This window comes from Mesorhizobium sp. B2-4-1, from assembly GCF_006442185.1.
Taxonomy (GTDB): Bacteria; Pseudomonadota; Alphaproteobacteria; order Rhizobiales; family Rhizobiaceae; genus Mesorhizobium.
In genome coordinates this window covers 62,884-89,007 of the sequence record NZ_VFVN01000004.1, presented here as the reverse complement: position 1 = coordinate 89,007, position 26,124 = coordinate 62,884, and the positions used below count along the sequence as shown (strand labels likewise).

Here is a 26,124-nt window from a genome sequence, read left to right as displayed (position 1 = left end):
GAGGCAAAGTTGGAACAATCAGCGCACCACTTCGCGGTGGCCGCTGGGCAGGCGCGTGGCGATCAGCTTATCGATGCGGCGGCCGTCGAGATCGACCACCTCGAAACGCCAGCCTTGCGCGTCGACGCATTCGCCGGTCGCCGGCAGATGGTGCATGTGCGACAGCACATAGCCGGCGACGGTCTCGTAGTCGCGGTTTTCCGGCAAGTCGATGCCCAGCACCTCGGCCATCTCGTCGGCCTGCATATAGCCGGCAAGCAGCCATGAGCCGTCGTCGCGCTTGACGGCATTCTCCTCCTCGCCGGCTTCGAGGTCGGAACGGAAGACACCGGTGATGGCCTCCAGGATGTCGGCGGGGGTGACGATGCCTTCGAAATGGCCGTATTCGTCGTGCACCAGCGCCATCGGCACGTCGGATTCCTTCAGCGTCTGCAGCACGTCGAGCGCGTCGGCCTGATCGTGCACGATGGGCGCGGTGCGCACGTGCCGACGCGGGTCGAGCGCGCGGCCGCCCAGCAATGCCGCGAGCACGTCGCGCGTCTGGACGACACCGATCATGGCGTCGACGCCGCCGTCGCCGGCGGGCAAGCGCGAATGCTGCGTATCCATCAGGAGCTTGCGGGTGGTCGCATCGTCGGACTGGAGGTTGATCCAGTCGACCTCGGTGCGCGGCGTCATGACGGCGCGCACGGCGCGGTCGCCAAGCCGCATGACGCCGGCGATCATGCGGCGCTCGTCGGACTCGATGGTGCCGTGATGCTCGGCCTCGGCGACCAGCATCTTGATCTCCTCATCGGTAACCTTCTCCTCGCTCTCGCCGCGCTGGCCGAGCAGCCAAAGCACGGCGCGGCCCGAGATATCGAGCAGGAAGACCAGCGGCGCCGAGACGGTGGCGAGGACGGTCATGGCCGGGGCGGCGCGCACGGCGACCCGCTCGGGGTCGCGCAGCGCGATCTGCTTGGGCACGAGCTCACCGATGATCAGCGAGGCATAGGTGATGATGGCCACGACGATGCCGACGCCGAGCGGATCGGCGATGTTTTCGCGGATGCCGTTCGAGGCCAGGAACTGCGCCAGCCTTTCGCCGAGCGTGGCGCCGGAAAAGGCGCCGGACAGCACGCCGACCAGGGTGATGCCGATCTGTACCGAGGACAGGAACTTGCCGGGGTTGGAGCCAAGCGCAAGCGCCCGGCCGGCGCCCTTAACCTCGCGATCGATCATTGCCTTGAGGCGGGCCGGCCGCGACGAGACGATGGCAAGCTCGGACATTGCCAGAAGGCCGTTCACGCAGATGAGGACGACCACGGTGGCGATTTCAACATATAGCATCAGGGGTCAATAGCATTGCCGTGCTGGATTGGAAAATAGTCAGCAGCCGTTTTCAGGAAGATGACAGCGCATGCGGCCCCGTCAGGTGGCATCCCAGGGCGGCGCCGAAAAATGCTCGACCAGCGCATCGACTACGACGCGGACCTTCGGCGTCACTGCTCGCGTCACCGGCCAAACGGCGTGGACGGCAATGTTTTCGACGAGGCGGTCCGACAGCACCATTTCGAGCGCACCGCTCCTGAGGCTGTCCGCCGCCAACCATGTCGGCAGGAAGGTGATGCCGCAGCCGGCAAGGGCGGCGTCGAGCATCGGCTCGCCATTGTCGAGGACCAGCCTTGCCCGCGGTGTGAACTTTCCGATTTGGCCGTCGGCGTGCCTTATGGTCCAGGGATGGGCGACGCCGTTACGGGTGTAGCCGATCAGCTTATGAGCGGCGAGCTCCTCGATCGTTCGCGGCCTGCCGTGCTCCTCGAGGTAGGCGGGGGCGGCCAATACGCACGAGCGTTGGACATAGAGCCGCCGCGCCGCGAGCGACAGGCTGTCGTCGAGCTCGCCCATGCGAACTGCCAGGTCGATGCTTTCTTCGATGAGATCGACGCGACGGTCGTTGAAGGAGATCTCCATCGCCAGATCGGGGAAGCGCTTGGAAATGTCGAACAAAACTGGGGCAACGCAGCGCTGGCCGAAGGCCGACGGCAAATCGACCCGAAGCCGGCCCGAGGGCACTTGCCGGTGCGAGGCAAGCAGCGACTGGGCGGCTTCGATTTCGGACAGCGCCCTGACGCAGGCTTCGTAATAGCTGAGGCCTTCGCTTGTCGGGCTCAGGCTGCGGGTGGTGCGATTGAGCAGACGCACGCCAAGCCGATGCTCCAGCTGTGCGATCGATTTGCCGACCGCCGATTTCGTCACGCGCAGCCGTTCTCCCGCACTGGTGAAGCTGCCGGCTTCGATCGTTTGAACGAAGGCGACAATGCCCTGCAGATCGGCGGATTCCATGGCTGTGTCCCTATTGTAGAATAATGATCTTCAATTCGTTTCCAATTATGCCACATAGAAGCACTTTTTTCTATAGTGGAATGACGTAAAGATCTCGCCAGCAACTCAATCCGGAGCAGACGAGATGAACAGGGACATCAACAGATCCTGGCAAATGACCGGTTTTGGCCTGTCCAAGCTGCAACCGGCGCAGGGAAAGATACTCGCACCTGGGCCTCATGAGCTGCTGGTGCGGATCAAGGCCATATCGCTGAATTACAAGGATCGAATGATCCTAGACGGGGTGCTGATCCCGGACCTCGTCTTTCCCTTCGTGCCGACATCGGATGCGGTGGGCGAGGTCGTGGCGGTCGGCGGCGGCGTCAGCCGCTTCCAGGCCGGGCAACGCGTGCTGGGCCAAGTGATCGCCGACTGGCCTGACGGCGATGCGCCGCCGGTGCTTCACCAGCACACGCTGGGATTGTCACTGCCCGGCACCTTGTCCGATTACGTGCTGCTTCACGAGGATGCCGTCGTGCTGGCGCCGCCTTCGCTCAGCGACGCCGAGGCCTCGACGCTGCCGATCGCGGCGCTGACGGCGTGGTTTGCCTTGGCGGAGGCGACGAAGCCGGTGCCCGGCCAGACCATTCTTATCCAGGGTACCGGCGGCGTGTCGCTGTTTGCACTGCAATTCGCGGCCGCTTTCGGCCTGCGCGCCATCGTCACCTCGAGCAGCGACGACAAGCTCGAACGGGCCAGGAAACTCGGCGCCTGGCAAGTGATCAACTACCGCACCCAGCCGGCATGGGACGAAGCCGCGCGTGACCTGACGGGTGGAACCGGCGTCAACCATATCCTGGAGATGGTCGGCGGCGACAATGCGCGGCGATCGCTCGATGCCCTGGCCGCCGACGGCCGCCTGTCGGTCATCGGCCTGCTGGGCTCGATGGAACTCAGCTTTCCGATCGTGCCGTTCCTGCGCAATCGCATCGTCGTGCAAGGGATATCGATCGGTCATCGCCGCGCCTTCGAGCGGATGAACCAGGCGATCGAGGTGCTCGGTATCCGGCCGGTGGTCGACAAGGTCTTCGGCTTCGAGGAGGTGGAGCAGGCCTTCCAGCATCTGGAGAAGGGACCGTTCGGCAAGGTCGTGGTCGCCACGAGCTGACTTCAGGCATCATGGCAGTTGCTTCAGCACGCCGAGCACGGCCTTGCCGTCGGTGAAATAGGGGTCGCCGCCGCCATTGCGCCCGTGCGTGGTGGCGCCGATGCCTTCCAGGTCGCTGGTTGAGATCAGCATTCCGGCGGCGGTCAAATCCTGGATAAGAAAGTCGCGTTCGGCATCGATGTCGGGGCCGATATGATGGGTGATGGCGCCGGTGTCGTGGCTCAGGCCCACGCCACGGTCGAAACTGGCCGAGCCCAGCCATAGCGGACGGCCGTCGTCGCCGGTGGCATCAGTCTGCCAGAAGCGCACATGGTGACGGCGGTCGGCGCTGCCGCCGACCGGCTTCTCGAAGGCAAGATCCTGAGCGCGGCCTTCGAACAGCAGCCGGCTCACCGGCGCGTCCGGATAGGGGCGCGAAAACAAGACGCTTTGGCCAATATCGATCGCGGTTCTCAGCGTCACGGCGTCGGCCGTGTCCCAGCCAGCGACGGCGAAGGCATGGACAACCTCCTTTTGCGTGCCGATCAGGCCGACATTGATCGGGTCGCCCGGAATGCCTTGCGGGGTGTGCGTCACCATCTCGAAGCTTTGGCTGCGAAAGCCGCGATCGCGAAACGTCCAGAATTCCGGCGCGGCGACATAGGCCAGCACCAGATAGGTCGCCAGGAGCAACACCAGCCAGGTCGCAGCGCGTCGTCGGAAGCTTCGTTGGCTCATCGATGCCGCTCGAGTTCTACGACGTCACTGTAGGCGGCGAAGCCGCCGCCAGGCAAAGGGATCAGCGGCAGGCGCGATAGCCGCTCTTGCGGTTCTTGATGTCGAAGTGGAAATGGTTGCGGTGGTCGTAGTTGTAGCCGGGGCCGAGCACGGTGGTGAAATACTGGCAGCCGTCGGCGCGCACATTGTTGAGGAAGCCGCGGGTGCGGAAGGCGAACAGGCCGGGCTTGCGCACGTCGATGTCGTCGCCATTGTTGAGTTCGATGCTCATGACGTCGAGCGCGTTGCCCTTGCCGTGTTCCGACAGCACGCCTTCGCCGGCGATATTGCGGCAGGAATAGCTGGAACCCTGGTGGATGGTCCTGACGCCGGAAAAGTAGCGCCAGCGGGCGGAAGGAACGAGCTCGTTCTTCGTCCACGCGGCGAAGCTGGCGGCCATGTCGCAGGTCAGCGTCGCGGCGGGCTTCATCTCGACGCTGCCGATGGCCGAAACCTTCACCGGATAGTCGATGCCGCACTGGCCTTCATGGATCGGCGCCAGGTCGGTGAAGGTGACGCCGAGGCGCCTCAGCTGCTGACGGCAGTCGGTCTCGCTGGCCGGCATCTGCTCGACCGGCGACATCGGCTCGTCCATGCGTGGATAGGCGGCCTGCGTCATGTAGGGATTGGAAGGAACCAGCCGCTGCATGCCTGAATATTGCGGCACGGCCGCGGTCTGCGCGCCGACATCGACGGCTGGCTCCAGTGCCAGCACGTTGCCGGTGTTGCAGGCCGACACCGCGGCCAGCGCAAGCAGGGCGGCCAGCCCGCCGGCCGCGGCGCGCGCGCGTTTCGATTGCCGCGCAAGCGCCAGCGCGGCACGAAATATCCCGTCCATCGGCAGTCCCTTTCCCGATAGGCGGGATTTTAACGATCAACGGTAAAGGAAAAATCAGCGCCGGCGTTCATGCCTGCGGCCGAATTGCGGCATCGCTTCTGAGCCGGCCCTACTGGCAGAAGGTACCGCCGTGGCGGCGCGGCTCGAGGTCGAGGTGCAAATGCAGCGAATGATCGGCATCGCTGCCCGGGCCCAGCACGGTCTTGAACGGCCCGCAGGCGGCCTTGCGCACCGCGTCGAGGAATTTGGCGTCCTTGTCCGGTGGCGCCGGGCCGACCTCGATCGTCCTGCCGTCCGCAAGTGTGAAGCTGGCAATATCGAGCGCATTGCCGAAGGCATGTTCGGACAGTTTGCGCGTGCCGTTGCGTGGCCGGCACACAAAGGCCGATGCCTGGCCGATCGATTTCAGGTCGGTGCCGAATTCGGCTTTCGCCGCCGGCTGGATGACGTTGCCGGCAAAGCGTGCCGCCGCCTCGGCCATTGCGCAATTGAGCTCGGCGCCCGGGGCAATGGCGATCGACTTGCCAAGGCTCTTCAGCACCAGGGGATAGGGGATCGAACAGCCGATATCGCGATCGCTTTCAGCCTTGTGCTCCTCGAATTCGACACCGAGACCCCTCAGCCGCTCGCGGCAGGCGACTTCCTCGGCAGGCATTTTCGCGTCTGGCAGGTCAGCCGAACGCGGATCGGGAAGCATCTCCTTTTTGTCCGCGTCCGCCGGCTTTGGCGGCGGTGGCGGGGCGAGGGCCGGCGGCTCAACCTCCGGTTCCGCAGTCTCAGGCCTTTGTGTCGGCGTCGGCGCCACGGCTGGCGGCTCCGGTTCGCCTTTCGCATCGGCTGGCGGCTCGGGCCGGGCTTGTTGCTTCCGAGGGGATCCTTCCTCCTGAAACCGGTCGGATGTTGCGGCTGGATTTTGCGTGTTCGGTTCTGTCGCCTCTGGCGCGTCAGCGGGGCGCGGTTCAGGCACTGGGACATCCGCACGTACCGGCTTCGGATTTTGCGTCCTCTGCCGTGCCGGCTTCGGCTTGCGATGCCTTTCGCCGCGCGGCTTCAGCGGCCGGTCAACCCGCGGCGTCAGTGGCTGTTCCACCCGTGGTGAAAGCGGCTCGTGATGCCTGTGACGATGCCTGGCATCGGCCGGCGTCACCAGCAGTGCTGTCACGACCATGACCAATGCAATCCTGTATTTTCGGGAAAAGCTCAGTGTTGCCATCGCCTCGAAACGGTGCCGGGATGCTCGAAGTTGCCTGGAAGGCGCTTAGGCCCGATCACAATCGATTACCGGCGCGTTACGCACCGATCGCTTCCAGCCCTTCCTCCAGCCAATCGGCGAGCAACGGCAAGCCGAGCAGGTATTTGGCCGTGTGCTTGTTGGCGCGCTCGCGCGCGGCGGCGACGGCGTCGGCCCATTCCGAGGCATCGTAGTCGCCACGGCCGACCCAAGCGAGCGCGACGAGCTCGGCCGCCTCGTCGACATTGAGGTCGTTGATCAGCTCGCGCAGTTCCTCTTCGGTCAGGTTTTCCGAGCTTTCCTCGGCGAGTCCGTCATGATGATGATTGTCACGGGTGTTTCCATCGAACTCGATTTCGTGTTCGGCGCCGTCGGCATAGTCTTCATTGATCGCGGCGCTCAACGCCTTGCATTTGAGGATGAACAGCCGCACGGTGTCGGGCCCGATCGTCAAATCCCATTTCTTTTCAAGCCGTCGCTGCACTGGCGGTCTCCGCTGGCTCAGCTTTCATCGCCGCCGATGATAGCGGATTTCGAGCATCCGTCACCTCATGTTAGCCCCTTGCTTTTTTCCGGGATGAAACCGCCGACACGCTGCGTTAGTGTTGCATTCTCACCCCTCCAGGAGGCTCCGATGCATAAAAGAGTGCTGATCCAGGCGGCGAGCGCGCTTCTCGCTCTGCAGTTCCTTGCCGTTCCGGTGTTTGCCGCAGGCAGCGGTGACGACACCAGTACGACCACCAAATGCAAGAAAGGCATGGTCTGGGACAAGAAGAAGAACAAGTGCGTCGCACCCCAGGAAGGCATGCTGGACGACGACAGCATCTATGATGCCGGGCATGACCTGGCGATGGCCGGCCGCTATGACGAGGCGATCGCCGTGCTCAGCCTCGCCGCCAACAAGCAGGACCCGCGCATCCTCAACTATCTCGGCTATTCGCACCGCCATTCCGGCCGCGTCGCCGTTGGCCTCGGCTATTACGAGGAAGCGCTGCGCATCGATCCCAACTACACGCTGGTGCGCGAATATCTCGGCGAAGCCCATCTCCAGATCGGCGACCTGGCCGGCGCCCAGCAACAGCTGATGGAGATCGAAAAGCGAACCGGCAAGGGTTCACGCGAATACGGCATGCTGGCCGAACAGATCGACCATTTCATGAGGAGCTGACCCCCCTCAATGCCTTTTCGAACCGGCCGCGAGCAATCACGGCCGGTTTTTTGTTGCCATGCCGGCTCCTGCGACGGCGCGCGCGAAAACGGTGATGATTTCTTCAGAAACCGATTTTTGGGCGTGAAAAGCCCGCAAAGATTGCTATATTCAGGGAAATTGCGGTGAACGGTTCCGTTAGCCCGAGGCTGCCGGACCGTTTTCTTTTTGCACCATCGATAAGGCTTTCCCCGAAATGCGGGGGTGGCGGCAGGAAAGGTCAGGTATCATGAACAAGGTCCCGATGACAGGCGAGGGGTTCGCGTCATTGAAGGAAGAACTGCGCTGGCGCCAGCAGGAGGAGCGGCCGCGCATCATCGAGGCGATCTCCGAAGCGCGCTCGCACGGCGACCTATCCGAAAATGCCGAATACCATGCCGCCAAAGAGGCGCAGAGCCTCAATGAGGGCCGTGTCAACGAGCTCGAGGATCTCATCGCCCGGGCCGAAGTCATCGATGTCACCAAGCTCAGCGGCGACAAGGTCAAGTTCGGCGCCACCGTGGTGCTGGTCGACGAGGACACCGAGGAGAAGAAGACCTACCAGATCGTCGGCGATCAGGAGGCGGACGTGAAGTCCGGCCGCATCTCGATCTCCTCGCCGATCGCGCGGGCGCTCATCGGCAAGGAAGTCGGCGACGCCATCGAGGTCAACGCGCCGGGTGGTGCAAGAGGATACGAGATCGTCCAGGTGCAGTTTATCTAAGGGGTTCGAGGGGCGCTGATCTGCGCGTTTTTAGCCAAGGTTGGCGCCGCCCCTCATCCGCCTGCCGGCACCTTCTCCCCGTATAGTGACGGGGAGAAGACGGCTGAACGCGAAGTCGGCGTCTATTCTGCAAACGCTTAAAATTGGCGCAGTCATCGGTGAAGGTGTCCTTCTCCCCGGCAGGGCGATGAGGGGCAGCGCCAGCTTTCCGATTGAATAGATCAGTTCTTGCCAGCGCCGGCCTGACCATGCGTCTGGTGCTCCAGCAGCCTCTCAGCCTCAGCCACCACCCTCGCGGGCGACACTCGCTCACCGGGCGCGGCCTGCAGCGTCGATGCATAGGGGCCGCGCGGACCGGTCAAACCCGGCTCCGTGGCCAAAAACACCGCGACCGTCGGCAGGCCGAAGGCGCTGGCGAGATGCGTGAGCCCCGTATCGGCGCCGATTACCAGCCTCGAGCTGCCCAGGATCGCCGCGATGTCGGCCAATGGTGATTTTGGCACGATGCTCGTCGATGGAACTGCCCGGGCGATCGCTTCAGCCACCGCCTGTTCGCGCTCGTCCGACCAGGTCGTGACCGGCGTCATGCCGCGCTCAACCAGCAGGCGGCCGGTTTCGATCCAGTCTTCAACAGGCCACTTCTTGTCCTCGCGGCTGGTGCCGTGCAGCAGGAAGGCCGTGTTGCCGGCTATGCCGGTCAGATTGCCGGGCGGCGGCACAATGCCCGAATCCAGTATCGAAAGATCGGGCCGGTAACCCAACGCCTGCCCGAAAAGCCGTCGCGTCCGCTCGATGGCGTGCAGGTTGCGGGGGACGGCGTGGCCGACGTCGTAAAGCAGCGTTGCCGAAGGCTCGCGCGCGCTTGAGCGGTCGAAGCCGGCGATCGGCGCCTTCGCCTGCCTGGCCACCAGCGCCGATTTCAACAGGCCTTGCGCATCGATGACCAGATCATAGCGGCACGCACGCAAGGCGCGTCGCAAGGCGGTCGCCTCGCGCCAGGTGGCCTTGTCGAAGAGATGTTTTCGCCAACGCCGGATGGCGACCGTGTGGATGGTTCCGACTGCGGGGTGCAGCGCGACGATGCCGGCGAAAGCCTCCTCGACGCACCAGTCGAAGGCAATATCGGGCCGTGCGCGGCGCGCATCCTGGAGCGCCGGAAAAGTGTGGATGACATCGCCCATCGACGAGGTCTTGACGATCAGCACCTTCATGCGGCGGCCGGGATGTCCAGCAGGCGGTCCGCCGCCGCCATGACCCGTGCGACCTCGAGCGTCTTCAGGCAATTGAGGTGGCCGAGCGGACAGATCTTGCGGTGGCAAGGCGAGCAGGAGAGGCCGAGCCAGACCAGTTCGCGCCGTTCGGCCAGCGGCGGCGTATTCTGTGGCGAGGTCGAACCATAGACGGCGACAACCGGCGTGCCGACCGCCGCCGCAACATGCATCAGCCCGCTGTCGTTGGAGACCGCCAGCCCGGCGGCCGCGATCAGGTCGATGGCGTCCTCCAGCCGCGTCTGGCCGGCCAGGTCGACCACGCCAGGAGCGAGGGCTGCGATCTCCGCGGTCACGTCGCGGTCGTTCTTCGACCCGAACAGCGCGACCTCGAACCTTCTGGCCATGAACTCCCGGGCAAGGCCGGCATAGTGTTCGCTCGGCCAACGCTTGGCCGGGCCGAACTCGGCACCTGGCATCAGCGCCACGAATTTCTGCGACCCCAGGCCGAAACGGTTGAGCAGGGTGGCCTGGTTGTTGGCGTCCACCGTCAGATGAGGCGCCCGAAAATCGCCACCCTGTGCAAGGCCGAAATAAGCCTGCGCCGTGCGCCGTTTCACGGCCTCCGGCAGCGGAACAATATCGGTCAACAGGCCGTAGCGCATTTCCCTGAGATGGCCGAAACGGCGTGGAATGCGGGCAAAGAACGGGATCAGCGCCGACTTCCAACTGCCTGGCAGGATATAGGCGCTGTCGTAACGGCCGCGCAGCAGGCGGCCGAAGCGGCGGCGGTGTGCGAATTCGAGCGCGCCGGGTTTCAGCGGGAAATCGATCTGCTGGCGGACCTCAGGCATACGCTTGACCAAAGGGGCCGCCCAGGCTGGCGCCAGCACGTCGATCGCCGCATTTGGATGAAGCTCCTTCAGCGCCGAGAACAGGCACTGCGCCATCACCATATCGCCCACCCAGCGTGGGCCGATCACGAGGATCGCTGGGCTTTCAGCCATTCGACATAGTCTCTGACGCCGGTTTCGACGCTGCGGAATTGCCCGTTGTAACCGGCCGCGCGCAGACGCGACATATCAGCTTGCGTGAAGCTCTGGTAGCTGCCCTTGAGGTGGTCGGGAAAGGGGATGTACTCGATCTCGCCCTTGCCCAGCGTGTCGATGACGGTTTCGGCAATGGCGCGGAAGGGTTGCGCCCGGCCGGTGCCGCAGTTGAAGATGCCGCTCGCGCCGCGCTTCCACAGCCACAGATTGACATCGGCGACATCGCCGACATGAATGAAGTCGCGGCTTTGCTCGCCGGGGCCAAAGCCGTCATGGGCGCCGAACAGCTTTGGATTCTCGCCACGCCCGACCTGGTTGAACAGATGAAAGGCGACCGAGGCCATGGCGTCCTTGTGCGCCTCGCGCGGCCCATAGACGTTGAAGTAGCGCAGGCCCGCGACCTGCGAATGATCGGTATCGAAGACATTGCGCCTGACATAGTCATCGAACAGCTTTTTTGAATAGGCGTAGACGTTGAGCGGCCGCTCAAGCTCCGCGTCCTCGCGGAACTCGGAGCCGCCGCCATAGACCGATGCCGAGGAGGCGTAGAGGAAGGGCACGCGCAGCGCCAGGCAGGCATGCAGCAGCCGCTTCGAATAGGCGTAGTTCACCTCCATCATGAACTTGCCGTTCCATTCGGTGGTGGTCGAGCAGGCGCCCTGATGGAAGACGGCCTCGATGCGGCCGAGCCCGCCGTCCTCGAGGCGGGCCAGGAAATCGTCCTTGTCGAGATAATCGGCGATCCGCAAGTCAGCAAGGTTGGCGATCTTGTGGCCATCGCTCAGGTCGTCGACAACCAAAATGTCGTCGTGGCCCTCCGAATTGAGCGCGGCGACGATATTGGAGCCGATCATGCCGGCGCCGCCCGTGACGATGATCATGAACGCCTCTGGTTGCTTGCGATTCCGGCCCTTATAAGGGAGGCTTACGAAGCTGTCGACAAAGCAGCGTTGCCGGGCGGCACTGGGATCCGCAAGAACAATCGAGGGGTGGACCCGCCCGCGATTGTCCTGCACGGCACAGCGCGCCACAGTGGCGCCGCAAAGCTGACGCTTCAGTCGGCTCGCGCCGCCGGACGCGATCATGAGGGCCAGGAATGCCATCGACAGAGCTGCTCGTCGCGTTTTTCGCCACCACCGCGATCTTCGCCTATATTCCAGGCCCGGCCATGCTCTATGCCGCCGCGCAGACGATGGCGCGCGGCCGCTGGTCCGGCCTGACGGCGGCGCTCGGCATTCATCTGGGCGGCTATGTTCACGTCTTTGCCGCCGCCGCCGGCCTGTCCGTGCTTTTCCACGCCGTGCCGCCGCTCTACATGGCGGTCAAGCTCGTCGGCGCGCTCTACCTGATCTGGCTCGGTGTGGCGCTGTTCCGCAAGCGCGCGGAAGGCGACATGGCACTGCCGGCGATCGAGCGGAAATCGGCTTACCGCGCCTTTTTCGAGAGCATCGCCGTCGAGGTGCTCAATCCGAAGACCGCGATCTTCTTCATGGCCTTCCTGCCCCAGTTCATCGATGCCTCTGCCGCATTCCCGGTCTGGCTGCAATTCGTCGTGCTGGGCACGACAGTCAACCTGATGTTCTCCTCGGCCGATATCGTCTGCGTGTTCCTGGCTGGTGCCGTGATCGGCAGGCTGCGCCGCTCCAGCAGCGCCCAGCGCATGATGCAGCGAGCCGGCGGCGCGGTGCTGGTCGGGCTTGGCGTCCATGTCGCCTTGCAGAAGAGTTGACGAGGCCAGCCGGCGTTGCGCTGGCTCGAATTGCGGTATATCGGCATCGCCATGAACGACCGATCCCGGCCAATTTGTCCTCCATGCATCTTCAAAACCGGTTTTTGCGCGTTGCCAGTGACATGACCAAGCACGACCCACTTTCCCCCGAGCCCTTGCACCGCGCCATCGCGCACTTCGGCCAGGCCACCGTGCTGGTGGTCGGCGATCTCATCCTTGACCGGTTCGTCAACGGCATCATCGAGCGGATTTCGCCTGAAGCGCCGATCCCGGTGCTCCATGGGCGCGGCGAGAGCCTGGCGATGGGCGGCGCCGGCAATGTCGTGGCCAACATCATCTCGCTCGGCGCCGCCGCCATTCCGGTCTCGGTGATCGGCTCTGATACGGCAGGCGACAGCCTGGTGCGCATGCTCGGCGAGCTTGGCGCCGACACGACAGGCCTGGCGCGGGAGCGCGGCCGCATGACGTCGTCCAAGAGCCGCTTCAGCGCGCTCAACCAGCAGGTGCTGCGCTTCGACGAGGAAGAGATCAAGCCGCTCGGCGCGGCGGAGCGCGCGGCGCTGGTCCGGCATTTCCGCGCCGCGCTGGCGCACGCCGACATCGTCATCCTGTCGGATTACGGCAAGGGCATCCTGCTCGACGGCGTCGCCGGCGAATTGATCGCGATCTGCCGCGAGGCGGGAAAGCCGGTGCTGGTCGATCCGAAGGGCCGGGATTATGCACGCTATGCCGGCGCGACCGCCATCACGCCCAACCGCAAGGAACTCGGCGAAGCGGTCGAACGGCCGGTGTTCAGCGATGACGAGATCGTGGCCGCGGCGCGCGAGCTGCTTGCGGCGCATGGCTTCGACTTCGTCGTCGCCACGCGCAGCGAAAAGGGCATGAGCGTCGTCGGTCCGACGGAGGCGCGCCACATCGCCACGCAGGCGCGCGAAGTGTTCGATGTGTCGGGCGCCGGCGATACGGTGATCGCGACCTTCGCGCTGGCGCTTGCCGCCGGCGCCGATCCGGCCGCGGCCGCCTCGATCGCCAATGCAGCCGGCGGCGTTGTGGTGGGCAAGCGAGGCACGGCGCGGCTGACGGTCGAGGAACTCAACGGCGCGCTGTTTCGATCGCACGGTCCGAGCGTCCACAGGGATGCCATCCTCGACGCCAAATCGGCCGCACGGCTGGTGGCGGCGTGGAAGGAGGAAGGCCTCAGCGTCGGCTTCACCAATGGCTGTTTCGACATCCTTCATGCCGGCCATGTCAGCCTGCTGCACGCGGCGCGCAGCCAGTGCGACCGGCTGGTGCTCGGCCTCAACAGCGATGCCTCGGTGCGCCGGCTGAAGGGGCCGGAACGGCCCGTCAACGACCAGCACGACCGCGCCTGCGTGCTGGCGGCGCTCGCGTCGGTCGACGCGGTGGTGGTCTTCGACGAGGACACGCCGCTGGCGCTGATCGAGGCGCTTCTGCCCGACATACTCGTCAAGGGCGCCGACTACACGGTCGACACCGTGGTCGGCGCGGACGTGGTGCAGAAAGCCGGCGGGCGCGTGGTCCTGGTCGATCTCGTCGCCGGCAAGAGCACGACCGGCACCATCGGCAGGTTGCGCTCGGCCGGCAACAAGAATTGAGGGTTTCATGTCCGAACTGAACGATTACCTGGTCCGCTCGGCGGCCGCGATCACGGCGCTGGTCGAGCGCGATCTCACAGGCGCGATGGAACGTGCGGCGACCGCGATCGTCGCCGCCCTTTCGTCGGGCAAGGCGCTGCTGATCTGCGGCAATGGCGGTTCGGCCAGCGACGCCATTCACATCGCCGGCGAACTGGTCGGCCGCTTTCTCAAGGAGCGCAAGGGCTACAATGTCATCGCGCTGCCGGCCAATGCCGCGGTGCTGACCGCCTGGGGCAATGATTACGGCTTCGACACCGTTTTTTCGCGCCAGGTCGAGGCGCATGGCGCGGCCGGCGGCGTGCTTCTGGCGATCTCGACCAGCGGCAATTCGCCGAGCATCCTGGCGGCCGCCGAACAGGCACGGACCATGGGCATGACGGTGATCAGCCTGACAGGCGACACAGGCGGCAAGCTCGCGCCGCTCACCGACATCCTGCTCAACGTGCCCTCGACCTCGACGCCGATCATCCAGCAGGGGCATCTGTGCCTCTACCATCACCTGTGCGAGGTGGTGGAAGCGCGCCTCAGCAATGGCTGACAAGGCGCCGCACCCGCTGGCCGAGCCGGGCCTGTGGGTGGAGCGGATCGGCGGCAGGGTTTTTCCCGCCGGCCAGCCGGCGCTGTTCCTCGATCGCGACGGCACCATCAATGTCGATACCGACTATCCCAGCGATCCGGCCGAGATCGAGCTCCGGCCGCAGATATTGCCGGCGATCGCCGCCGCCAACAATGCCGGCATCCCGGTCGTGGTGGTGACCAACCAGTCCGGCATCGCGCGCGGCTATTTCGGCTGGAGTGCCTTCGCCGATGTGAACCGCCGCGTGCTCGACCTGTTGCGCGATCAGGGCGTTGTCGTGGACATGGTGCTGGCCTGCGCCTACCACGAGGCCGGCGTGGGGCCGCTGGGCATATCGGATCACCCGATGCGCAAACCCAATCCCGGCATGCTCTTCGAGGCGGCGAAACGCCTCGATCTCGATCTCCGGCGGTCGGTGATCGTCGGCGACAAGCTGGCCGACATGGAGGCAGGCCTGGGCGCCGGCCTGCCGCAGGGCTGGCTCGTCGACGGCGAGGCGCAGCTTCGCTCCGGCTTCGTCATCAGGCCCTTGCGGGACAGCAGCGACCTCGACGGCCTGCTCGCCGCCATAGGGCGGCTCGATGGCCGGGATAAGCGGTCTTGATCCGGACCTGACCGCTCACGCCGGTTCGCTGCCTTGCGAGGCCTCATACAGTTTGGCCTCGGTGGCGAAGGAATAGATCATCACCGACATCGAATAGACGAAACCGTGCCGGCCGCACAGGAAGTAGCGCTTGGCCAGATAGAATTTCAGGAAGTTGCCGAGCGGCGAAAGCACCAGCCGCACCAGGCCCGGCTTCTTGCCTTTCTCGACCAGGGTGGCCGCCTTGAGGCTGGAATAGGCATTTGCCCGGGCCAGATCCTCCTCGACCGATATTTCGCGGCGATGCAGCAGCACGCCGTTTTCGATCGTGCTGGTCTCGCCGGAAACGCCGAAGGATTCATGGACCCGCGCGGTCACGTCCATGGTTGCGCCTTCCCGGCGGAAAAGCCGCAACAGCCTGTTGTGCAGCACCCAGCGATGGGCATAGCCGTAGCCCTTCAGCCAGTCGCGGCGGCGGATGTACCATCCGCTGATACCGGCGTTCGCCGTCTCGACTGCCGCCACGATCGACTGCCGCAGCCGGTCGTCGACGCGTTCGTCCGGGTCGATCGAAAGACACCAGGGCTGCGTGGCGTGGTCGAGCGCGAATTGCCGCTGATGCGGAAAACCCGGCCAGCCATTGTGCAGCAGCTTTATCGGATAGCCCTCAGCGACAAACTGCCGAACGATGTCCAACGTGGCGTCGGTGGAGCCTGAATCGACGATGACGATCTCGGCGCAAAAATCGATGCTTTCGAGGCACGGGCCGATCATATCGGCCTCGTTCATGCAGATGATGAGCGCCGAAATCGGGCTTGCAAACCTGGTCATGGTCCCTTCCACGGCGGATCGTCCTTGGAACTTACGCTGCTTGGGCAAGGAAACCAATCAGGCGCCAAATCGCACAGGACGATCCGGCTGCCTGCGCCTGTCCGTTATCAACGCGGCGGCGATGTGGCGAAATTCCGGAATTCGCTTTGGCCGGGCGCCGCAATCGATCGGCGTCACGGCCGCTCGAACGAGACCAACCCTTCATCCTTGACCCGGCGGATGGTGAGGGCTGTGCGCACCGTGTCGACGTTCGGCGTGGAGGTCAGTTCCTCGATGACAAAGGTCTGGAAGGCGCCGAGGTCGCTTGCCACGCAGTGCAGGAGGAAATCGGATTCGCCCGACACCATCCAGGCATCGCGTACGACCGGCCAGCCGCGCGTGCGCTCAGCGAAGATGCGAAGCTCGGCATCGGCCTGATGGTGCAGGCCGACCAGGCAGAAGGCGACCACGTCGAGACCGAGCGCCGGCGCGTTGAGCAGCGCCCGATAGCCGCGAATGATGCCGGCTTCCTCCAGTCGCTTGACGCGGCGCAGGCAAGGTGGTGCCGAAATGCCGACGCGGTTCGACAGTTCGACATTGGTCATGCGTCCATCTGCCTGCAATTCGCGCAGGATCTTCCAGTCGATTGCGTCGAGGTCGGCCTTGAGCGGCATTTCGGGGCTTTCGATGATTGCGGGTGGCGAAAGAATCTTGCGGGATTTTGTAATTAAACGACTTTGCTGTCCACGCCATCCCCCACGCGGAAATCCACGCAGCACCAGAGCGGTTCGCCCGGTGCGACAAAGCTTTCCGGGGACGAGCGCCAACTTGCCTTGCTGGCGTCGTGGGCAACACTTACATTACGCGCGACATCGACGAGTTTTCCATGCCGCAAACGCCGGCAGCCCTCCGCAGAGGCTTTTCATGACCACCAAGCACGCGCCTGTCCTCATCATCGGTTCCGGCCCGGCCGGTTATACCGCGGCGATCTATGCCGCCCGCGCCATGCTGAAGCCGATGCTGGTCGCCGGCCTGCAGCAGGGGGGCCAGCTGATGATCACCACCGACGTCGAGAACTATCCCGGTTTCGGCGAACCCATCCAGGGTCCGTGGTTGATGAGCGAGATGCTCAGGCAGGCAGAACATGTCGGCACCGACATCATCGCCGACATCATCACCGAGGTCGATCTCAACGTGCGGCCGTTCCGCGCAACGGGCGATTCCGGCACCGTCTACACGGCCGATGCCCTGATCATCGCCACCGGCGCGCAGGCCAAATGGCTTGGCATTCCGACCGAACAGACGTTCATGGGCTTCGGCGTATCGGCTTGCGCCACATGCGACGGCTTCTTCTACCGCGGCAAGGATGTCGCGGTGGTCGGCGGCGGCAATTCGGCGGTGGAAGAAGCACTCTATCTGTCGAACCTCGCCAAGAGCGTGACGGTCATCCACAGGCGCTCGGACTTCCGCGCCGAACGCATCCTGCGCGAGCGGCTCTTGAAGAAGGACAATGTCCGCGTCATCTGGGACACGGTTGTCGACGAGATCACCGGCCGTCCGGGCAAGACGCCACTGCCGCCTTCGGTCGAAGGGTTGAAGCTGCGCAACGTGGTGACGGGTGTCGAGACGCAGCTCGAGGTCGACGGCGTGTTCGTCGCGATCGGCCATGCGCCGGCGGTCGAGCTGTTCGTCGGCAAGCTGAAGCAGAAGCCGAACGGCTATCTGTGGACGGCGCCGGATTCGACCCGCACCGACGTGCCCGGCGTGTTCGCCGCCGGCGACGTGACCGACGATATATACCGCCAGGCGGTGACTGCGGCGGGGCTGGGCTGCATGGCGGCGCTCGAGGCGGAGAAGTACCTGGCCGGCATCGAGGTGCATCGCGAGGCGGCCGAATAGCGGTTCGCAAACTGTTGAAAGAACGGCTTAGAAATGCCGTGTAAAAGCCTGATTTTTCATTCAGACGCCAAACAGGAACGAGGGGAATCATGGCGTTGGACTGGGACAAGCTACGCGTGTTTCACGCTGCGGCGGAAGCGGGGTCGTTTACACATGCGGCCGAGACGCTGCACCTGTCGCAATCGGCGATTTCGCGCCAGGTCAGCGCGCTCGAGCACGATGTCGGCGTGCCGCTGTTCAACCGTCACGCCCGCGGCCTGGTGCTGACCGAACAGGGCGAGATGCTGTTCCGCACGGCGCATGACGTGCTGATGAAGCTCGAGACCATCAAGTCGCGGCTGACCGAGACCAAGGACCGCCCCTCCGGCGTGCTCAGGGTCACGACCACGGTCGGGCTCGGCGCCGGCTGGCTGACCGAGCGCGTGCAGGAGTTCATCGAGCTCTATCCTGAAATCAGCCTGCAGCTGATCCTCGCCAACGAGGAGCTTGACCTGACCATGCGCCAGGCCGATTGCGCCATCCGGCTGCGCCAGCCGCAGCAGCCGGACCTTATCCAGCGCCGCCTGTTCACGGTGCATTTCCACCTCTATGCTTCGCCAGGCTATATCGCCAAGCATGGCAGGCCGGCTTCGGTGGCCGAGCTCAAGGCGCATCGCATCGTCACTTTCGGCGTGCCGGTGCCCGCGCATCTGTCGGAGCTGAACTGGCTGGAAACGGTCGGCGATTTCGAGGGCGGCCAGCGCGTGCCGACGCTGCAGATCAATGACATATTGTCGATCAAGCGCGCGGTGCAGGGCGGCGCCGGCATCGCCATGCTGCCCGACTATGTCATCTCCAAGGATTCCGGCCTGGTGCAGCTCCTGCCGGAAACGGAGGTGCCTTCCTTCGACACCTATTTCGCCTACCCGGACGCGATGAAGAACCAGGCGAAGCTGCACGTGTTTCGCGACTTCATCATCGCCAAGGCGCGGAGCTGGTCGTATTGATCCCGGAGATCGCGCAGACCCTCACCCCCGCCAGCGCGTCAGGCGGGGCAGCCAGCCGGGCACGTTGCGGCGGTAGGCTTCGTATTCGTCGCCATAGCGGCGTGTGAGCGTCGGCTCCTCGTACAGCTTGACGAAGGTGGCCATGGCCGCGGCTGCCATGGCCGCGTAGGCGACAAGCGTCCAGCTTGAAAACAGCAGTGCCTGGCCGATGATGATCGACAGCACCGCCACATACATCGGATTGCGGACATGGCGGTAGAGCCCGCCGACCACCAGTCTCTCGGTCGGGGCGACCGGAGCAGGCGTGCCGAGGCCTTCAAGCGCAAAGCAGGCGAATGCATGCAGCAGCGCCGCCACGGCGACCGCGATGAGGATCCAGCCGAGCGGGGCAAGACCCGGCAGGCTCGACCATGGCCGGTCCCAGCGATCCGTCAGCAGCCACGGCACGAGGCCGGCGACGATACAGGGTGCCGCGATGAAGAACGCAGCACTGCCGGCGATCGCCGAAATGGTCCGCATTGCTTGTCTCCCGCCTGAAGCATGTCACGCCCAAACCGATTCCCGCGACGCGCTCAAGTCTTTGTTGTTCACGTCGCTGCCGAACCGAGGACACTTTGCGCGACATGCATTAGTTGCCTCGGAAATAAACGCCTGCTGCCTCATTCCACGCCATTGCGCGTTTTTGACATTTCGGGATGAAAACCGAGCGTGATTCGCGATTCCGCCGTGACAATTGTCTCATTGCGGGTTCCGCTTCGGTGATTCTGCTGGTCCTATTGGGTCCAGAAATGGCTTAGACCACAGCCTGCGTCTTTTTGCATGCGTGTGTTGCAAAATAGATGCTTGTTTCTTGGGCATGATGAGCACATATATAGTTCATCTCCTGGGCGCGTTCTCCTCCCATTAGCGCCCTCGAGTGTTCCCCTCTGGAGGTTAGCCTTAACAGGCACTTCCAATCAAACTCAGCCGGATCTTCATTGATCCGGCTTTTTTGTTGCCCGGACGCTGCCGGAAGGGCGGGAAAATCCACCGAAATAGCCACGTAACAGTGACATGTAACCTCTGGTAACATGTCAAAGGCGCTCGGCTCCTGCTAAGCAGATCATAGGACGCGGTGTGGTCGGACGGGAGATGGGGGCATCACTCGGACGATCCGGGCTCAGGCGGCTACCGCGTCCGAACCTTCTTCCGCCGAAGCGGCGACTTCAAGATGCGGCGGACCTGCCGTTTCTCCTCCCAAGAAAACGGTCCGCAAACAAAACGGCGTCCGGCCCCCCCGGGCGTCGTTTTTTGTTTGCGCCCTCTCGAACAAGGTTCGAGAGGGCACTCACCCAAATCTTTGTGGATGTCGATGTCCCAAAGCCGAGATCACTTTAGACGACATGCATCAGTATCAGGCTGCCTTGCCGTTGGCATTCATCGCTTCGTCGGCGAGCCGGCCGGTGAGTTCGGCCATGTGGTCGAAGACGGCGCGGTAGCTGGCGACGCCCGAGGTGGCCGAGCGCAGCTCGATGATCAGATCGCCGATCTCGGATTGCGGCATGGTCGCCTCGACGACATCCCATCCTGGCCAGCCGGGCCGCGCGTCGTAGCCGAGGATCTGGCCGCGCCGCTGCGGGATCAGCGCGATGATCTTCGAGGTCGCATCGGAGGGCGTCACGATCTCGACCTTCATCACTGGCTCCAGGAGCACGGGCGAACAGCCCGCCATGCCTTCCTTCATGGCAAGCTTGGCCGCCATCTGGAAGGCCATGTCGGAGGAATCGACCGCGTGGTAGGAGCCGTCCGACAGGTTGACGGCGACGTCGACGACGGGAAAGCCGAGCGGGCCCGACTTCAGGTAATCGCGTATGCCGCTTTCGACCGACTGGATGTAGGTCTTGGGCACCACGCCGCCGGTGATGGTATCGGTGAACTGGAAACCTGCGCCGCGCGGCAGCGGCTTTATCTCGATCACCACATCGCCGAACTGGCCGTGGCCGCCGGACTGCTTCTTGTGGCGGCCGCGCTGCTGCGCCGATTTGCGGATAGTCTCGCGGTAGGGCACCGCCGGCGGATGGCCTTCGACCGGAATCTGGTTCTTGCCCTCGAGCCGTTCGCGTACGACGCGCAGGTGCATTTCTCCATGGCCCGACAGCACGGTCTCGGCCGAGTCCTGGTTATGATGCAGGCTGAGCGAGGGATCTTCTTCGGCCAGCCGTTGGATGGCGGCCGACATCTTCACCTCGTCCTTGCGCTCCTTCGGCCGCAAGGCGAAAGCGAAGACAGGCTGCGGCGGCTCGAACTGGAGCAGCGGCTTCATGCCGCCCTTGGCCGAGGTCAGCGTCTGGCCGGTCTTGACCGCGTCCAGCTTGCCGAGCGCGACCGTGTCGCCGGTCTTCGCCGCGGTGAGCTTCGACTGGTCCTTGCCAAGCATCCTGTAGATGCCGGACACCTTTGCCATGTCGCCGCCGGGCAGCCAGAGCTCGGAGCCATCGGCGACCTGTCCCGAAAGGATGCGCGACACCGACAATTTGCCTCCGTGCGGTGTATGGATGGTCTTCATCACCTGAACCACGGTCGCGTTGCCTTCGGGGGCGCCGAGCCGTTTGCGGGTCGCGTCGATGTCGGGCGCATCATGGCGGATCGCCTTCAGGAGACGCAGCACGCCATTGCCTTTCTCTGCGGTGCCGATCAGCACCGGCGTGACGGCGCCGTCGCGCAGATCCGCGGCAAGATCATCGAAGACCGCGTCCTTGGGCGGCTCGATCTCCTCGAGCAGCTGTTCCATCAACTGGTCGTCATGGTCGGCCAGCCGTTCCAGCATCGAAAAACGGGCTTCCAGCTCACGCGCCTTTTCGTCGCCGGGTATCTGGGCCACCTCGCTCTCGGCATATTCGCGGTAGATGTAGGCGCGTTCCAGCGCCAGGTCGATCGAGCCAATGACGACGCCGTCCTTGCGCAGCGGTATCTGGCGCAGAAGCAACGGCACCGCACTTGCAGGCTGCAGCATCTTCAACGTGTCGCGCACGCCGGCAATCGCCTTGTCGACCTTGTTGAGAAACAGGATGCGCGGCACGCCGAGATCGTCGAGCTTGCGCATGATGAGCTGGAGGGCGGGGATCTTCTTCTCGTCGGCCTCGGCGACGACCACCGCGAGGTCGCAGGCGGCCAGCACCGGTTCGGCCTCGAAGGAGAATTCGATCGATCCGGGACAGTCGACGAAGGTGAACTGCTCGCCCATGAATTCCGTGGTGGCGAAGGTCGCCTCGACGCTCATGGCGTGCGCGCGCGCCTCGGGCGAATGATCTGAAACGGTGTTTCCCGAGGAAACCGGGTTCTGGCGGGGAATGGCGCCCGTGCGGGCCAATATGGCTTCGAGAAGTGTCGTCTTACCGCTTGCGAAGGGACCGACTATGGCAATGCATTTCGGTCCCGTGCGTCTTCCTCCGGCGCGATTACCCATGACTGACCTCCACTCAGGCGTTTCCCTGGAGACCGACTGGCATTCATGGTTCAGGCCAAGGTCAGTCGGTCCTGAGCGGCGGCCGGCCTGTTCGACCGTCGCGGGCGGGCTTGTCTTCAACCGGCCCAAAGGTATCGTCCCACTTGTTTGCCGGCAGGGCAAGGAAAATAGGTAGCCTCAAGGGCCGAGCGCGGTGCGGTTGCCGCTGATTTGCAAGCCGAACAGACCGGTTGCGTCGACGGCCATATCGGCCGAAACTAGGGTCTCGAAAGAAGAGCGGCGTCGCCGCCGCCCGCATCGCCACCAGTTCCAGGGATCGAACGATGAAGATCATTGCTTGCGGCAGCACGCCGACCGTCATCGCGCCGGAAAAGTACTTCACCGGCCGGGTGCTGCAGACGCCGATCATCGAGAAGGAGGCTCCGGCACGGCTGCGGGCGACATTGGTCAGCTTCGAACCGGGCGCGCGGACCCACTGGCACACGCATCCGCTTGGCCAGACGCTGTACGTCACGTCGGGCGCCGGCCTCGCCCAGACCTGGGGCGGTCTCATCCAGGAGATCAGGGCAGGGGACGTCATCTCGTTCGCGCCAGGCGAAAAGCACTGGCATGGGGCCGGGCCGAAAACGGCGATGACGCATATAGCGATGCAGGAAGCGCTCGAGGGCGTGCATGCCGACTGGCTGGAAGCGGTGACGCCGGCCCAATATGGCGGCTGAGTACCGTGTCGAGCCGATCTAAAAACCCGGCGTTTGGCCGGGTTTTGTTTTCACGATCAGGTCAGTGATGCCGTAAAGCGCTGGATGCGCGTGCACGCCTCCTCCAGCAGCGTCTCCGACGTGGCGTAGGAGATGCGGAAGTTCGGACCGAGGCCGAAGGCCGAACCGAATACCACCGCCACGCCCTCGGCCTCGAGCAGCTCCGAGCAGAAGGCCTCGTCGGTGTCGATCACCTTGCCGGCCTTGGTCTTCTTGCCGATCAGCTGGGCGCAGGACGGATAGACGTAGAAGGCGCCTTCCGGCGACGGACAAGAGATGCCGCGCGCCTGGTTGAGCATCGAGACGACGAGATCGCGGCGCCCCTGGAAGATCGCCTTGTTCTTGGCGATGAAGTCCTGCGGGCCGTTCAGCGCTTCGACCGAGGCCCATTGCGCGATGGTGCAGGCGCCCGACGTCTGCTGGCCCTGGATCATGTCCATCGCCTTGATCAGCTGGACGGGACCCGCGGCGTAGCCAATGCGCCAGCCGGTCATGGCATAGGCTTTCGACACGCCGTTCATGGTCAGCGTGCGCTCATAGAGCTTCGGCTCGACCTCGGCGATGGTCTTGAAGACGAAGTCGCCGTAGGTCAGATGCTCGTACATGTCGTCGGTCAGCGTCCAGACATGCGGATGCCTGAGCAGCACGTCGGCGAGCGACCGAAGCTCGGCCTCGGTGTAGGCGGCGCCCGACGGGTTCGACGGCGAGTTCATCAGCAGCCACTTTGTGCGCGGCGTGATCGCCTTTTCCAGCACTTCTGCCGTCAACTTGAAGCCGTTGTCGATCGAAGTGTCGGCGAACACCGAGGTGCCGCCGCAGATCGCCACCATCTCGGGATAGCTGACCCAATAGGGCCGGGGGATGATGACCTCGTCGCCAGGGTTCAGCGTCGCCATGAAGGCGTTGAACAGGATCTGCTTGCCGCCAGTGCCGACGATGGTCTGCTCCGGCTTGTAGTCGAGATTGTTCTCGCGCTTGAATTTCTTCGCGATCGCTTCGCGCAGCGGCGCGATGCCCGACACCGGCGGATATTTGGTCTCACCACGGCGGATGGCCTCGATCGCCGCATTCTTGATGTTGTCGGGCGTATCGAAATCCGGTTCGCCGGCACCCAAGCCAATGACGTCGCGGCCGGCATTTTTCAGCTCGCGGGCTTTCTGCGTCACCGCGATGGTGGCGGAAGGCTTCACGCGGGAAAGGGTGTCGGCAAGGAAGGCCATGACCTTTTTTCTCTCCAGAAAGGATCAGCGCGGCCAGGAGCGGCCGCGGCGCTTCTCATGTCGCATCATTCCCGTGAGTGCAAGCATTGTCGGCTGGGCCAGTGCCGCAAGGAGGTCAATGAGCCGTGATCGGCAACAGAAAGTTCATTAACGGGCGGTAGAGGCTTGCGTGGCAGGATCGTAACCCAATTGCGCCAGTTCGCGGAGCGAGGAACCTTGTCGCGCAGCATCGGGCTTGCCCATATCATCCGTCATGATGACGGCACCTCGTCAGGTGTCTGGGGCATTTATACGTTGCAAAGCGCCTTCCAGCCGATCTTCGCCTTCAGGGAAGGCAAGCTGTCGGTTGCCGCCTTCGAGGGCTTGATCCGGCCGTTCCGCGACGGCGAACCGCAATCGCCAATGAGCTTCTTCAGCACCTGCCCGGCCGCCGACCGGCTTCATGTCGAGGCGCTGACCAGGACGCTGCATCTGCTGAATGCCGGCGCCTGCCTGCCGCAGGAAGCGTCGATCTTCGTCAATTTCGATCCGTCGGTGTTCACCGAGCGCGCCGTTGCCGACAATGCCTTGCGCGAAATGCGCCTGGTGCTGCACGAGGCCGGCATCGATCCGGGCCGTGTCGTGTGCGAGGTGACCGAGCAGCGTCCAGCCTCGCAGGAGACCCTGCACGGTTTCGTCGCGGCGTTGAAGGGCAACGGCTTTCGCATTGCCGTCGATGACTATGGCGCCGACGATTCCGACATCAACCGCATCAAGGAGTTGAAACCCGACATCGTCAAGTTCGATGCCCACTGGATCACGCAGTTGATGGCGTCCGGCGCCGGCTTCGCGCTGCTGACGTCCATGGTGAAAAGCTTCGAGGCACAAGGCATCCGCACCGTGTTCGAGGGCATCGAGGAAGGCTGGCAGCTGGAGCTGGCCGAGAAATCCGGGGCTTCGATGGTCCAGGGTTTCGTGCTGGCACGGCCGGAACTGGCGCCGACCAGCTTCCGCGTCTTCGGCGAGGACGGGCCATCGCCTGCCGCCGACAGTGCATCTTCCGTCCCGGCAGCCGCGCCGCATACCGCGCGGGCGGCGAAAGCCTTTGGGCGCAGGGGCACACGATGAGACCCGAGCGGCGGCGCGATGTCGGCGATGCGATCTTCATGGACGAGGTCGGTATCGAATATGGCGTTTATGGCGACTTCCGCCTGCGCAGCGCCTACCAGCCGATCTTCGCGCCGCGCGGCCGCTTCCTGCACGCAATCGCGGTCGAGGGCCTGATAGAGCCGCATCGCGCCGGCCGGCCGGGCGCCGCACGGGCGTTCTTCGAAGGCGTCGCGGCCGAGGACCGGCTGTTCGTCGAAACCATGTGCCGCGTGCTGCATCTCAGGAACTTCCGCAACATCGGCGTCGACGGGCTCGATCTGTTCTTCAACTACAATCCATTGGTCAACGCCCACCGGGGCCGGGCCTTGGCCGAAATCCGGCTGATGAGCAGGCATCTCGGCGAGCTCGGCCTGGCCCCCGGCATGCTGGTCTGCGAAATCACCGAACAGGCGGCCGACGACACGCTGCTGGCCAGGCTGGTGCGCGAGATGCGCCGCGACGGCATCCGCATCGCCATCGACGATTTCGGCACCGGCCACTCGACCGAGGAGCGGGTCAGCCTGCTCAAGCCCGATATCGTCAAGATCGACGGTGGCTGGTTCGCGCAATTCTGCCGCCACGCCGCCGCCGAGCGGTTCTTCCGCCCGCTGGTCTCCAGCCTGCACGACCGCGGCGCCAAGGTCCTGGTCGAGGGCATCGAACAGCCCACCCATCTGCGCGTCGCGCTCGATGGCGGCGTCGACCTGCTGCAAGGTTTTCTACTCGCCCGGCCGGCGCTGGCCGGGGTGATCTTCGACGAGCGACCGCTCGCCATCGACGCGCTGCTGGGCAGGGACAGCAAGGTGGTGCCGCTGTTCGGGTAGCGCCGTGTGCTACACATCAGCGGCGCTGATCGTCGCGCCAAAA

Annotated in this window: 26 protein-coding genes; 12 read left to right on the top strand and 14 right to left on the bottom strand. The window is 64.3% G+C overall.

The features are described from left to right. Positions 1 to 18 precede the first annotated feature (18 nt). Entirely contained in the window at positions 19 to 1,329 is a 1,311-nt protein-coding gene (locus FJ949_RS12095; protein ID WP_140495971.1) for a hemolysin family protein, read from the bottom strand. 81 nt (positions 1,330 to 1,410) lie between these two features. Continuing rightward, a complete protein-coding gene (locus tag FJ949_RS12090; protein WP_140495970.1) occupies positions 1,411 to 2,325 on the bottom strand; it encodes a LysR family transcriptional regulator in 915 nt (304 codons plus the stop codon). Between the two features lie 124 nt (positions 2,326 to 2,449). Between FJ949_RS12090 and FJ949_RS12085 the strand changes: the two genes are divergently transcribed. Then, positions 2,450 to 3,472 (top strand): NAD(P)-dependent alcohol dehydrogenase, encoded by a 1,023-nt coding sequence (locus FJ949_RS12085; protein ID WP_140495969.1) that lies wholly within the window; start codon positions 2,450 to 2,452, stop codon positions 3,470 to 3,472. 9 nt (positions 3,473 to 3,481) lie between these two features. Here FJ949_RS12085 and FJ949_RS12080 read toward each other — a convergent pair whose 3' ends face one another. From FJ949_RS12080 to FJ949_RS12065, 4 genes are all read right to left on the bottom strand, one after another. Further along, positions 3,482 to 4,189, bottom strand: coding sequence for an LssY C-terminal domain-containing protein (locus FJ949_RS12080; protein ID WP_140495968.1), 708 nt, complete (start codon positions 4,187 to 4,189; stop codon positions 3,482 to 3,484). A gap of 61 nt (positions 4,190 to 4,250) precedes the next feature. Further along, positions 4,251 to 5,066, bottom strand: coding sequence for an extensin family protein (locus FJ949_RS12075; protein ID WP_140495967.1), 816 nt, complete (start codon positions 5,064 to 5,066; stop codon positions 4,251 to 4,253). A 109-nt stretch (positions 5,067 to 5,175) separates the two neighbouring features. Then, positions 5,176 to 6,156, bottom strand: coding sequence for an extensin family protein (locus FJ949_RS12070; protein WP_224646967.1), 981 nt, complete (start codon positions 6,154 to 6,156; stop codon positions 5,176 to 5,178). A 199-nt stretch (positions 6,157 to 6,355) separates the two neighbouring features. Then, the gene (locus FJ949_RS12065; RefSeq protein WP_140495966.1) at positions 6,356 to 6,781 is read right to left on the bottom strand and encodes a DUF3775 domain-containing protein; all 426 of its coding nucleotides are present in this window, start codon (positions 6,779 to 6,781) and stop codon (positions 6,356 to 6,358) included. A gap of 150 nt (positions 6,782 to 6,931) precedes the next feature. On the opposite strand from FJ949_RS12065, the gene FJ949_RS12060 reads away from it, so the two are divergent. Continuing rightward, complete coding sequence (locus FJ949_RS12060) at positions 6,932 to 7,465, top strand: tetratricopeptide repeat protein (RefSeq protein ID WP_140495965.1); 534 nt, start codon at positions 6,932 to 6,934, stop codon at positions 7,463 to 7,465. 268 nt (positions 7,466 to 7,733) lie between these two features. Continuing rightward, positions 7,734 to 8,207, top strand: a complete 474-nt coding sequence (gene greA, locus FJ949_RS12055) for a transcription elongation factor GreA (protein WP_008877613.1) — start codon at positions 7,734 to 7,736, stop codon at positions 8,205 to 8,207. Between the two features lie 221 nt (positions 8,208 to 8,428). Here greA and waaC read toward each other — a convergent pair whose 3' ends face one another. Genes waaC through rfaD form a run of 3 tightly spaced genes read right to left on the bottom strand, consistent with a single transcriptional unit; the run spans position 8,429 to position 11,345 of the window. Continuing rightward, positions 8,429 to 9,418, bottom strand: a complete 990-nt coding sequence (waaC, locus tag FJ949_RS12050; protein ID WP_140495964.1) for a lipopolysaccharide heptosyltransferase I — start codon at positions 9,416 to 9,418, stop codon at positions 8,429 to 8,431. Next, complete coding sequence (gene waaF, locus FJ949_RS12045; RefSeq protein WP_140495963.1) at positions 9,415 to 10,422, bottom strand: lipopolysaccharide heptosyltransferase II; 1,008 nt, start codon at positions 10,420 to 10,422, stop codon at positions 9,415 to 9,417. The genes waaC and waaF overlap by 4 nt, the downstream gene beginning before the upstream one ends. Beyond that, a complete protein-coding gene (gene rfaD, locus FJ949_RS12040; protein WP_140495962.1) occupies positions 10,395 to 11,345 on the bottom strand; it encodes an ADP-glyceromanno-heptose 6-epimerase in 951 nt (316 codons plus the stop codon). Before rfaD ends, waaF begins: the two co-directional genes overlap by 28 nt. Positions 11,346 to 11,560: 215 nt before the next feature. On the opposite strand from rfaD, the gene FJ949_RS12035 reads away from it, so the two are divergent. The 4 genes from FJ949_RS12035 to gmhB all read left to right on the top strand — a co-directional run bounded on the left by FJ949_RS12035 (position 11,561) and on the right by gmhB (position 15,032). Then, the gene (locus FJ949_RS12035) at positions 11,561 to 12,193 is read left to right on the top strand and encodes a LysE family translocator (protein WP_140495961.1); all 633 of its coding nucleotides are present in this window, start codon (positions 11,561 to 11,563) and stop codon (positions 12,191 to 12,193) included. Positions 12,194 to 12,315: 122 nt separating this feature from the next. Further along, positions 12,316 to 13,809 carry a D-glycero-beta-D-manno-heptose-7-phosphate kinase gene (gene rfaE1 / locus FJ949_RS12030; protein WP_140495960.1) on the top strand — a complete coding sequence of 498 codons (1,494 nt, stop codon included), beginning with the start codon at positions 12,316 to 12,318 and terminating at the stop codon, positions 13,807 to 13,809. A 7-nt stretch (positions 13,810 to 13,816) separates the two neighbouring features. Next, positions 13,817 to 14,389, top strand: a complete 573-nt coding sequence (locus tag FJ949_RS12025; protein WP_140495959.1) for an SIS domain-containing protein — start codon at positions 13,817 to 13,819, stop codon at positions 14,387 to 14,389. After that, positions 14,382 to 15,032, top strand: coding sequence for a D-glycero-beta-D-manno-heptose 1,7-bisphosphate 7-phosphatase (gene gmhB, locus FJ949_RS12020; RefSeq protein ID WP_140495958.1), 651 nt, complete (start codon positions 14,382 to 14,384; stop codon positions 15,030 to 15,032). The genes FJ949_RS12025 and gmhB overlap by 8 nt, the downstream gene beginning before the upstream one ends. Before the next feature lie 15 nt (positions 15,033 to 15,047). On the opposite strand, the gene FJ949_RS12015 is transcribed toward gmhB, so the two are convergent. Both FJ949_RS12015 and FJ949_RS12010 read right to left on the bottom strand, forming a co-directional pair. Further along, positions 15,048 to 15,842 carry a glycosyltransferase family 2 protein gene (locus tag FJ949_RS12015; protein ID WP_140495957.1) on the bottom strand — a complete coding sequence of 265 codons (795 nt, stop codon included), beginning with the start codon at positions 15,840 to 15,842 and terminating at the stop codon, positions 15,048 to 15,050. 173 nt (positions 15,843 to 16,015) lie between these two features. Then, positions 16,016 to 16,495, bottom strand: a complete 480-nt coding sequence (locus FJ949_RS12010; RefSeq protein WP_140495956.1) for an Lrp/AsnC family transcriptional regulator — start codon at positions 16,493 to 16,495, stop codon at positions 16,016 to 16,018. Between the two features lie 250 nt (positions 16,496 to 16,745). On the opposite strand from FJ949_RS12010, the gene trxB reads away from it, so the two are divergent. Both trxB and FJ949_RS12000 read left to right on the top strand, forming a co-directional pair. Continuing rightward, the gene (gene trxB / locus FJ949_RS12005) at positions 16,746 to 17,720 is read left to right on the top strand and encodes a thioredoxin-disulfide reductase (protein WP_140495955.1); all 975 of its coding nucleotides are present in this window, start codon (positions 16,746 to 16,748) and stop codon (positions 17,718 to 17,720) included. A gap of 89 nt (positions 17,721 to 17,809) precedes the next feature. Further along, a complete protein-coding gene (locus FJ949_RS12000) occupies positions 17,810 to 18,706 on the top strand; it encodes a LysR family transcriptional regulator (RefSeq protein ID WP_140495954.1) in 897 nt (298 codons plus the stop codon). Positions 18,707 to 18,727: 21 nt separating this feature from the next. On the opposite strand, the gene FJ949_RS11995 is transcribed toward FJ949_RS12000, so the two are convergent. Both FJ949_RS11995 and FJ949_RS11990 read right to left on the bottom strand, forming a co-directional pair. Continuing rightward, positions 18,728 to 19,225 (bottom strand): isoprenylcysteine carboxylmethyltransferase family protein, encoded by a 498-nt coding sequence (locus tag FJ949_RS11995; protein WP_140495953.1) that lies wholly within the window; start codon positions 19,223 to 19,225, stop codon positions 18,728 to 18,730. 874 nt (positions 19,226 to 20,099) lie between these two features. Beyond that, positions 20,100 to 22,151 (bottom strand): elongation factor G, encoded by a 2,052-nt coding sequence (locus tag FJ949_RS11990; RefSeq protein ID WP_140495952.1) that lies wholly within the window; start codon positions 22,149 to 22,151, stop codon positions 20,100 to 20,102. Between the two features lie 323 nt (positions 22,152 to 22,474). On the opposite strand from FJ949_RS11990, the gene FJ949_RS11985 reads away from it, so the two are divergent. Beyond that, on the top strand, positions 22,475 to 22,870 hold the full coding sequence (locus tag FJ949_RS11985; RefSeq protein WP_140495951.1) for a cupin domain-containing protein: 396 nt from the start codon (positions 22,475 to 22,477) through the stop codon (positions 22,868 to 22,870). A 56-nt stretch (positions 22,871 to 22,926) separates the two neighbouring features. On the opposite strand, the gene FJ949_RS11980 is transcribed toward FJ949_RS11985, so the two are convergent. Continuing rightward, a complete protein-coding gene (locus tag FJ949_RS11980) occupies positions 22,927 to 24,129 on the bottom strand; it encodes a pyridoxal phosphate-dependent aminotransferase (RefSeq protein WP_140495950.1) in 1,203 nt (400 codons plus the stop codon). Between the two features lie 216 nt (positions 24,130 to 24,345). On the opposite strand from FJ949_RS11980, the gene FJ949_RS11975 reads away from it, so the two are divergent. Together FJ949_RS11975 and FJ949_RS11970 are read left to right on the top strand one after the other, a co-directional pair. Beyond that, positions 24,346 to 25,236 carry an EAL domain-containing protein gene (locus tag FJ949_RS11975; protein ID WP_140495949.1) on the top strand — a complete coding sequence of 297 codons (891 nt, stop codon included), beginning with the start codon at positions 24,346 to 24,348 and terminating at the stop codon, positions 25,234 to 25,236. After that, positions 25,233 to 26,081: an EAL domain-containing protein gene (locus FJ949_RS11970; protein ID WP_140495948.1), complete on the top strand. Its 849-nt coding sequence runs from the start codon at positions 25,233 to 25,235 to the stop codon at positions 26,079 to 26,081. Before FJ949_RS11975 ends, FJ949_RS11970 begins: the two co-directional genes overlap by 4 nt. The last annotated feature ends 43 nt before the right edge of the window (positions 26,082 to 26,124 follow it).

What these genes read in the sequence shown, in the direction of transcription:
- FJ949_RS12095 (WP_140495971.1), bottom strand. Translation starts at nt 1,329, where the DNA reads ATGCTATATGTTGAAATCGCCACCGTGGTCGTCCTCATCTGCGTGAAC.
- FJ949_RS12090 (WP_140495970.1), bottom strand. Translation starts at nt 2,325, where the DNA reads ATGGAATCCGCCGATCTGCAGGGCATTGTCGCCTTCGTTCAAACGATC.
- FJ949_RS12085 (WP_140495969.1), top strand. Translation starts at nt 2,450, where the DNA reads ATGAACAGGGACATCAACAGATCCTGGCAAATGACCGGTTTTGGCCTG.
- FJ949_RS12080 (WP_140495968.1), bottom strand. Translation starts at nt 4,189, where the DNA reads ATGAGCCAACGAAGCTTCCGACGACGCGCTGCGACCTGGCTGGTGTTG.
- FJ949_RS12075 (WP_140495967.1), bottom strand. Translation starts at nt 5,066, where the DNA reads ATGGACGGGATATTTCGTGCCGCGCTGGCGCTTGCGCGGCAATCGAAA.
- FJ949_RS12060 (WP_140495965.1), top strand. Translation starts at nt 6,932, where the DNA reads ATGCATAAAAGAGTGCTGATCCAGGCGGCGAGCGCGCTTCTCGCTCTG.
- greA (WP_008877613.1), top strand. Translation starts at nt 7,734, where the DNA reads ATGAACAAGGTCCCGATGACAGGCGAGGGGTTCGCGTCATTGAAGGAA.
- waaC (WP_140495964.1), bottom strand. Translation starts at nt 9,418, where the DNA reads ATGAAGGTGCTGATCGTCAAGACCTCGTCGATGGGCGATGTCATCCAC.
- waaF (WP_140495963.1), bottom strand. Translation starts at nt 10,422, where the DNA reads ATGGCTGAAAGCCCAGCGATCCTCGTGATCGGCCCACGCTGGGTGGGC.
- rfaD (WP_140495962.1), bottom strand. Translation starts at nt 11,345, where the DNA reads ATGATCATCGTCACGGGCGGCGCCGGCATGATCGGCTCCAATATCGTC.
- FJ949_RS12035 (WP_140495961.1), top strand. Translation starts at nt 11,561, where the DNA reads ATGCCATCGACAGAGCTGCTCGTCGCGTTTTTCGCCACCACCGCGATC.
- rfaE1 (WP_140495960.1), top strand. Translation starts at nt 12,316, where the DNA reads ATGACCAAGCACGACCCACTTTCCCCCGAGCCCTTGCACCGCGCCATC.
- FJ949_RS12025 (WP_140495959.1), top strand. Translation starts at nt 13,817, where the DNA reads ATGTCCGAACTGAACGATTACCTGGTCCGCTCGGCGGCCGCGATCACG.
- gmhB (WP_140495958.1), top strand. Translation starts at nt 14,382, where the DNA reads ATGGCTGACAAGGCGCCGCACCCGCTGGCCGAGCCGGGCCTGTGGGTG.
- FJ949_RS12015 (WP_140495957.1), bottom strand. Translation starts at nt 15,842, where the DNA reads ATGACCAGGTTTGCAAGCCCGATTTCGGCGCTCATCATCTGCATGAAC.
- FJ949_RS12010 (WP_140495956.1), bottom strand. Translation starts at nt 16,495, where the DNA reads ATGCCGCTCAAGGCCGACCTCGACGCAATCGACTGGAAGATCCTGCGC.
- trxB (WP_140495955.1), top strand. Translation starts at nt 16,746, where the DNA reads ATGACCACCAAGCACGCGCCTGTCCTCATCATCGGTTCCGGCCCGGCC.
- FJ949_RS12000 (WP_140495954.1), top strand. Translation starts at nt 17,810, where the DNA reads ATGGCGTTGGACTGGGACAAGCTACGCGTGTTTCACGCTGCGGCGGAA.
- FJ949_RS11995 (WP_140495953.1), bottom strand. Translation starts at nt 19,225, where the DNA reads ATGCGGACCATTTCGGCGATCGCCGGCAGTGCTGCGTTCTTCATCGCG.
- FJ949_RS11990 (WP_140495952.1), bottom strand. Translation starts at nt 22,151, where the DNA reads ATGGGTAATCGCGCCGGAGGAAGACGCACGGGACCGAAATGCATTGCC.
- FJ949_RS11985 (WP_140495951.1), top strand. Translation starts at nt 22,475, where the DNA reads ATGAAGATCATTGCTTGCGGCAGCACGCCGACCGTCATCGCGCCGGAA.
- FJ949_RS11980 (WP_140495950.1), bottom strand. Translation starts at nt 24,129, where the DNA reads ATGGCCTTCCTTGCCGACACCCTTTCCCGCGTGAAGCCTTCCGCCACC.
- FJ949_RS11970 (WP_140495948.1), top strand. Translation starts at nt 25,233, where the DNA reads ATGAGACCCGAGCGGCGGCGCGATGTCGGCGATGCGATCTTCATGGAC.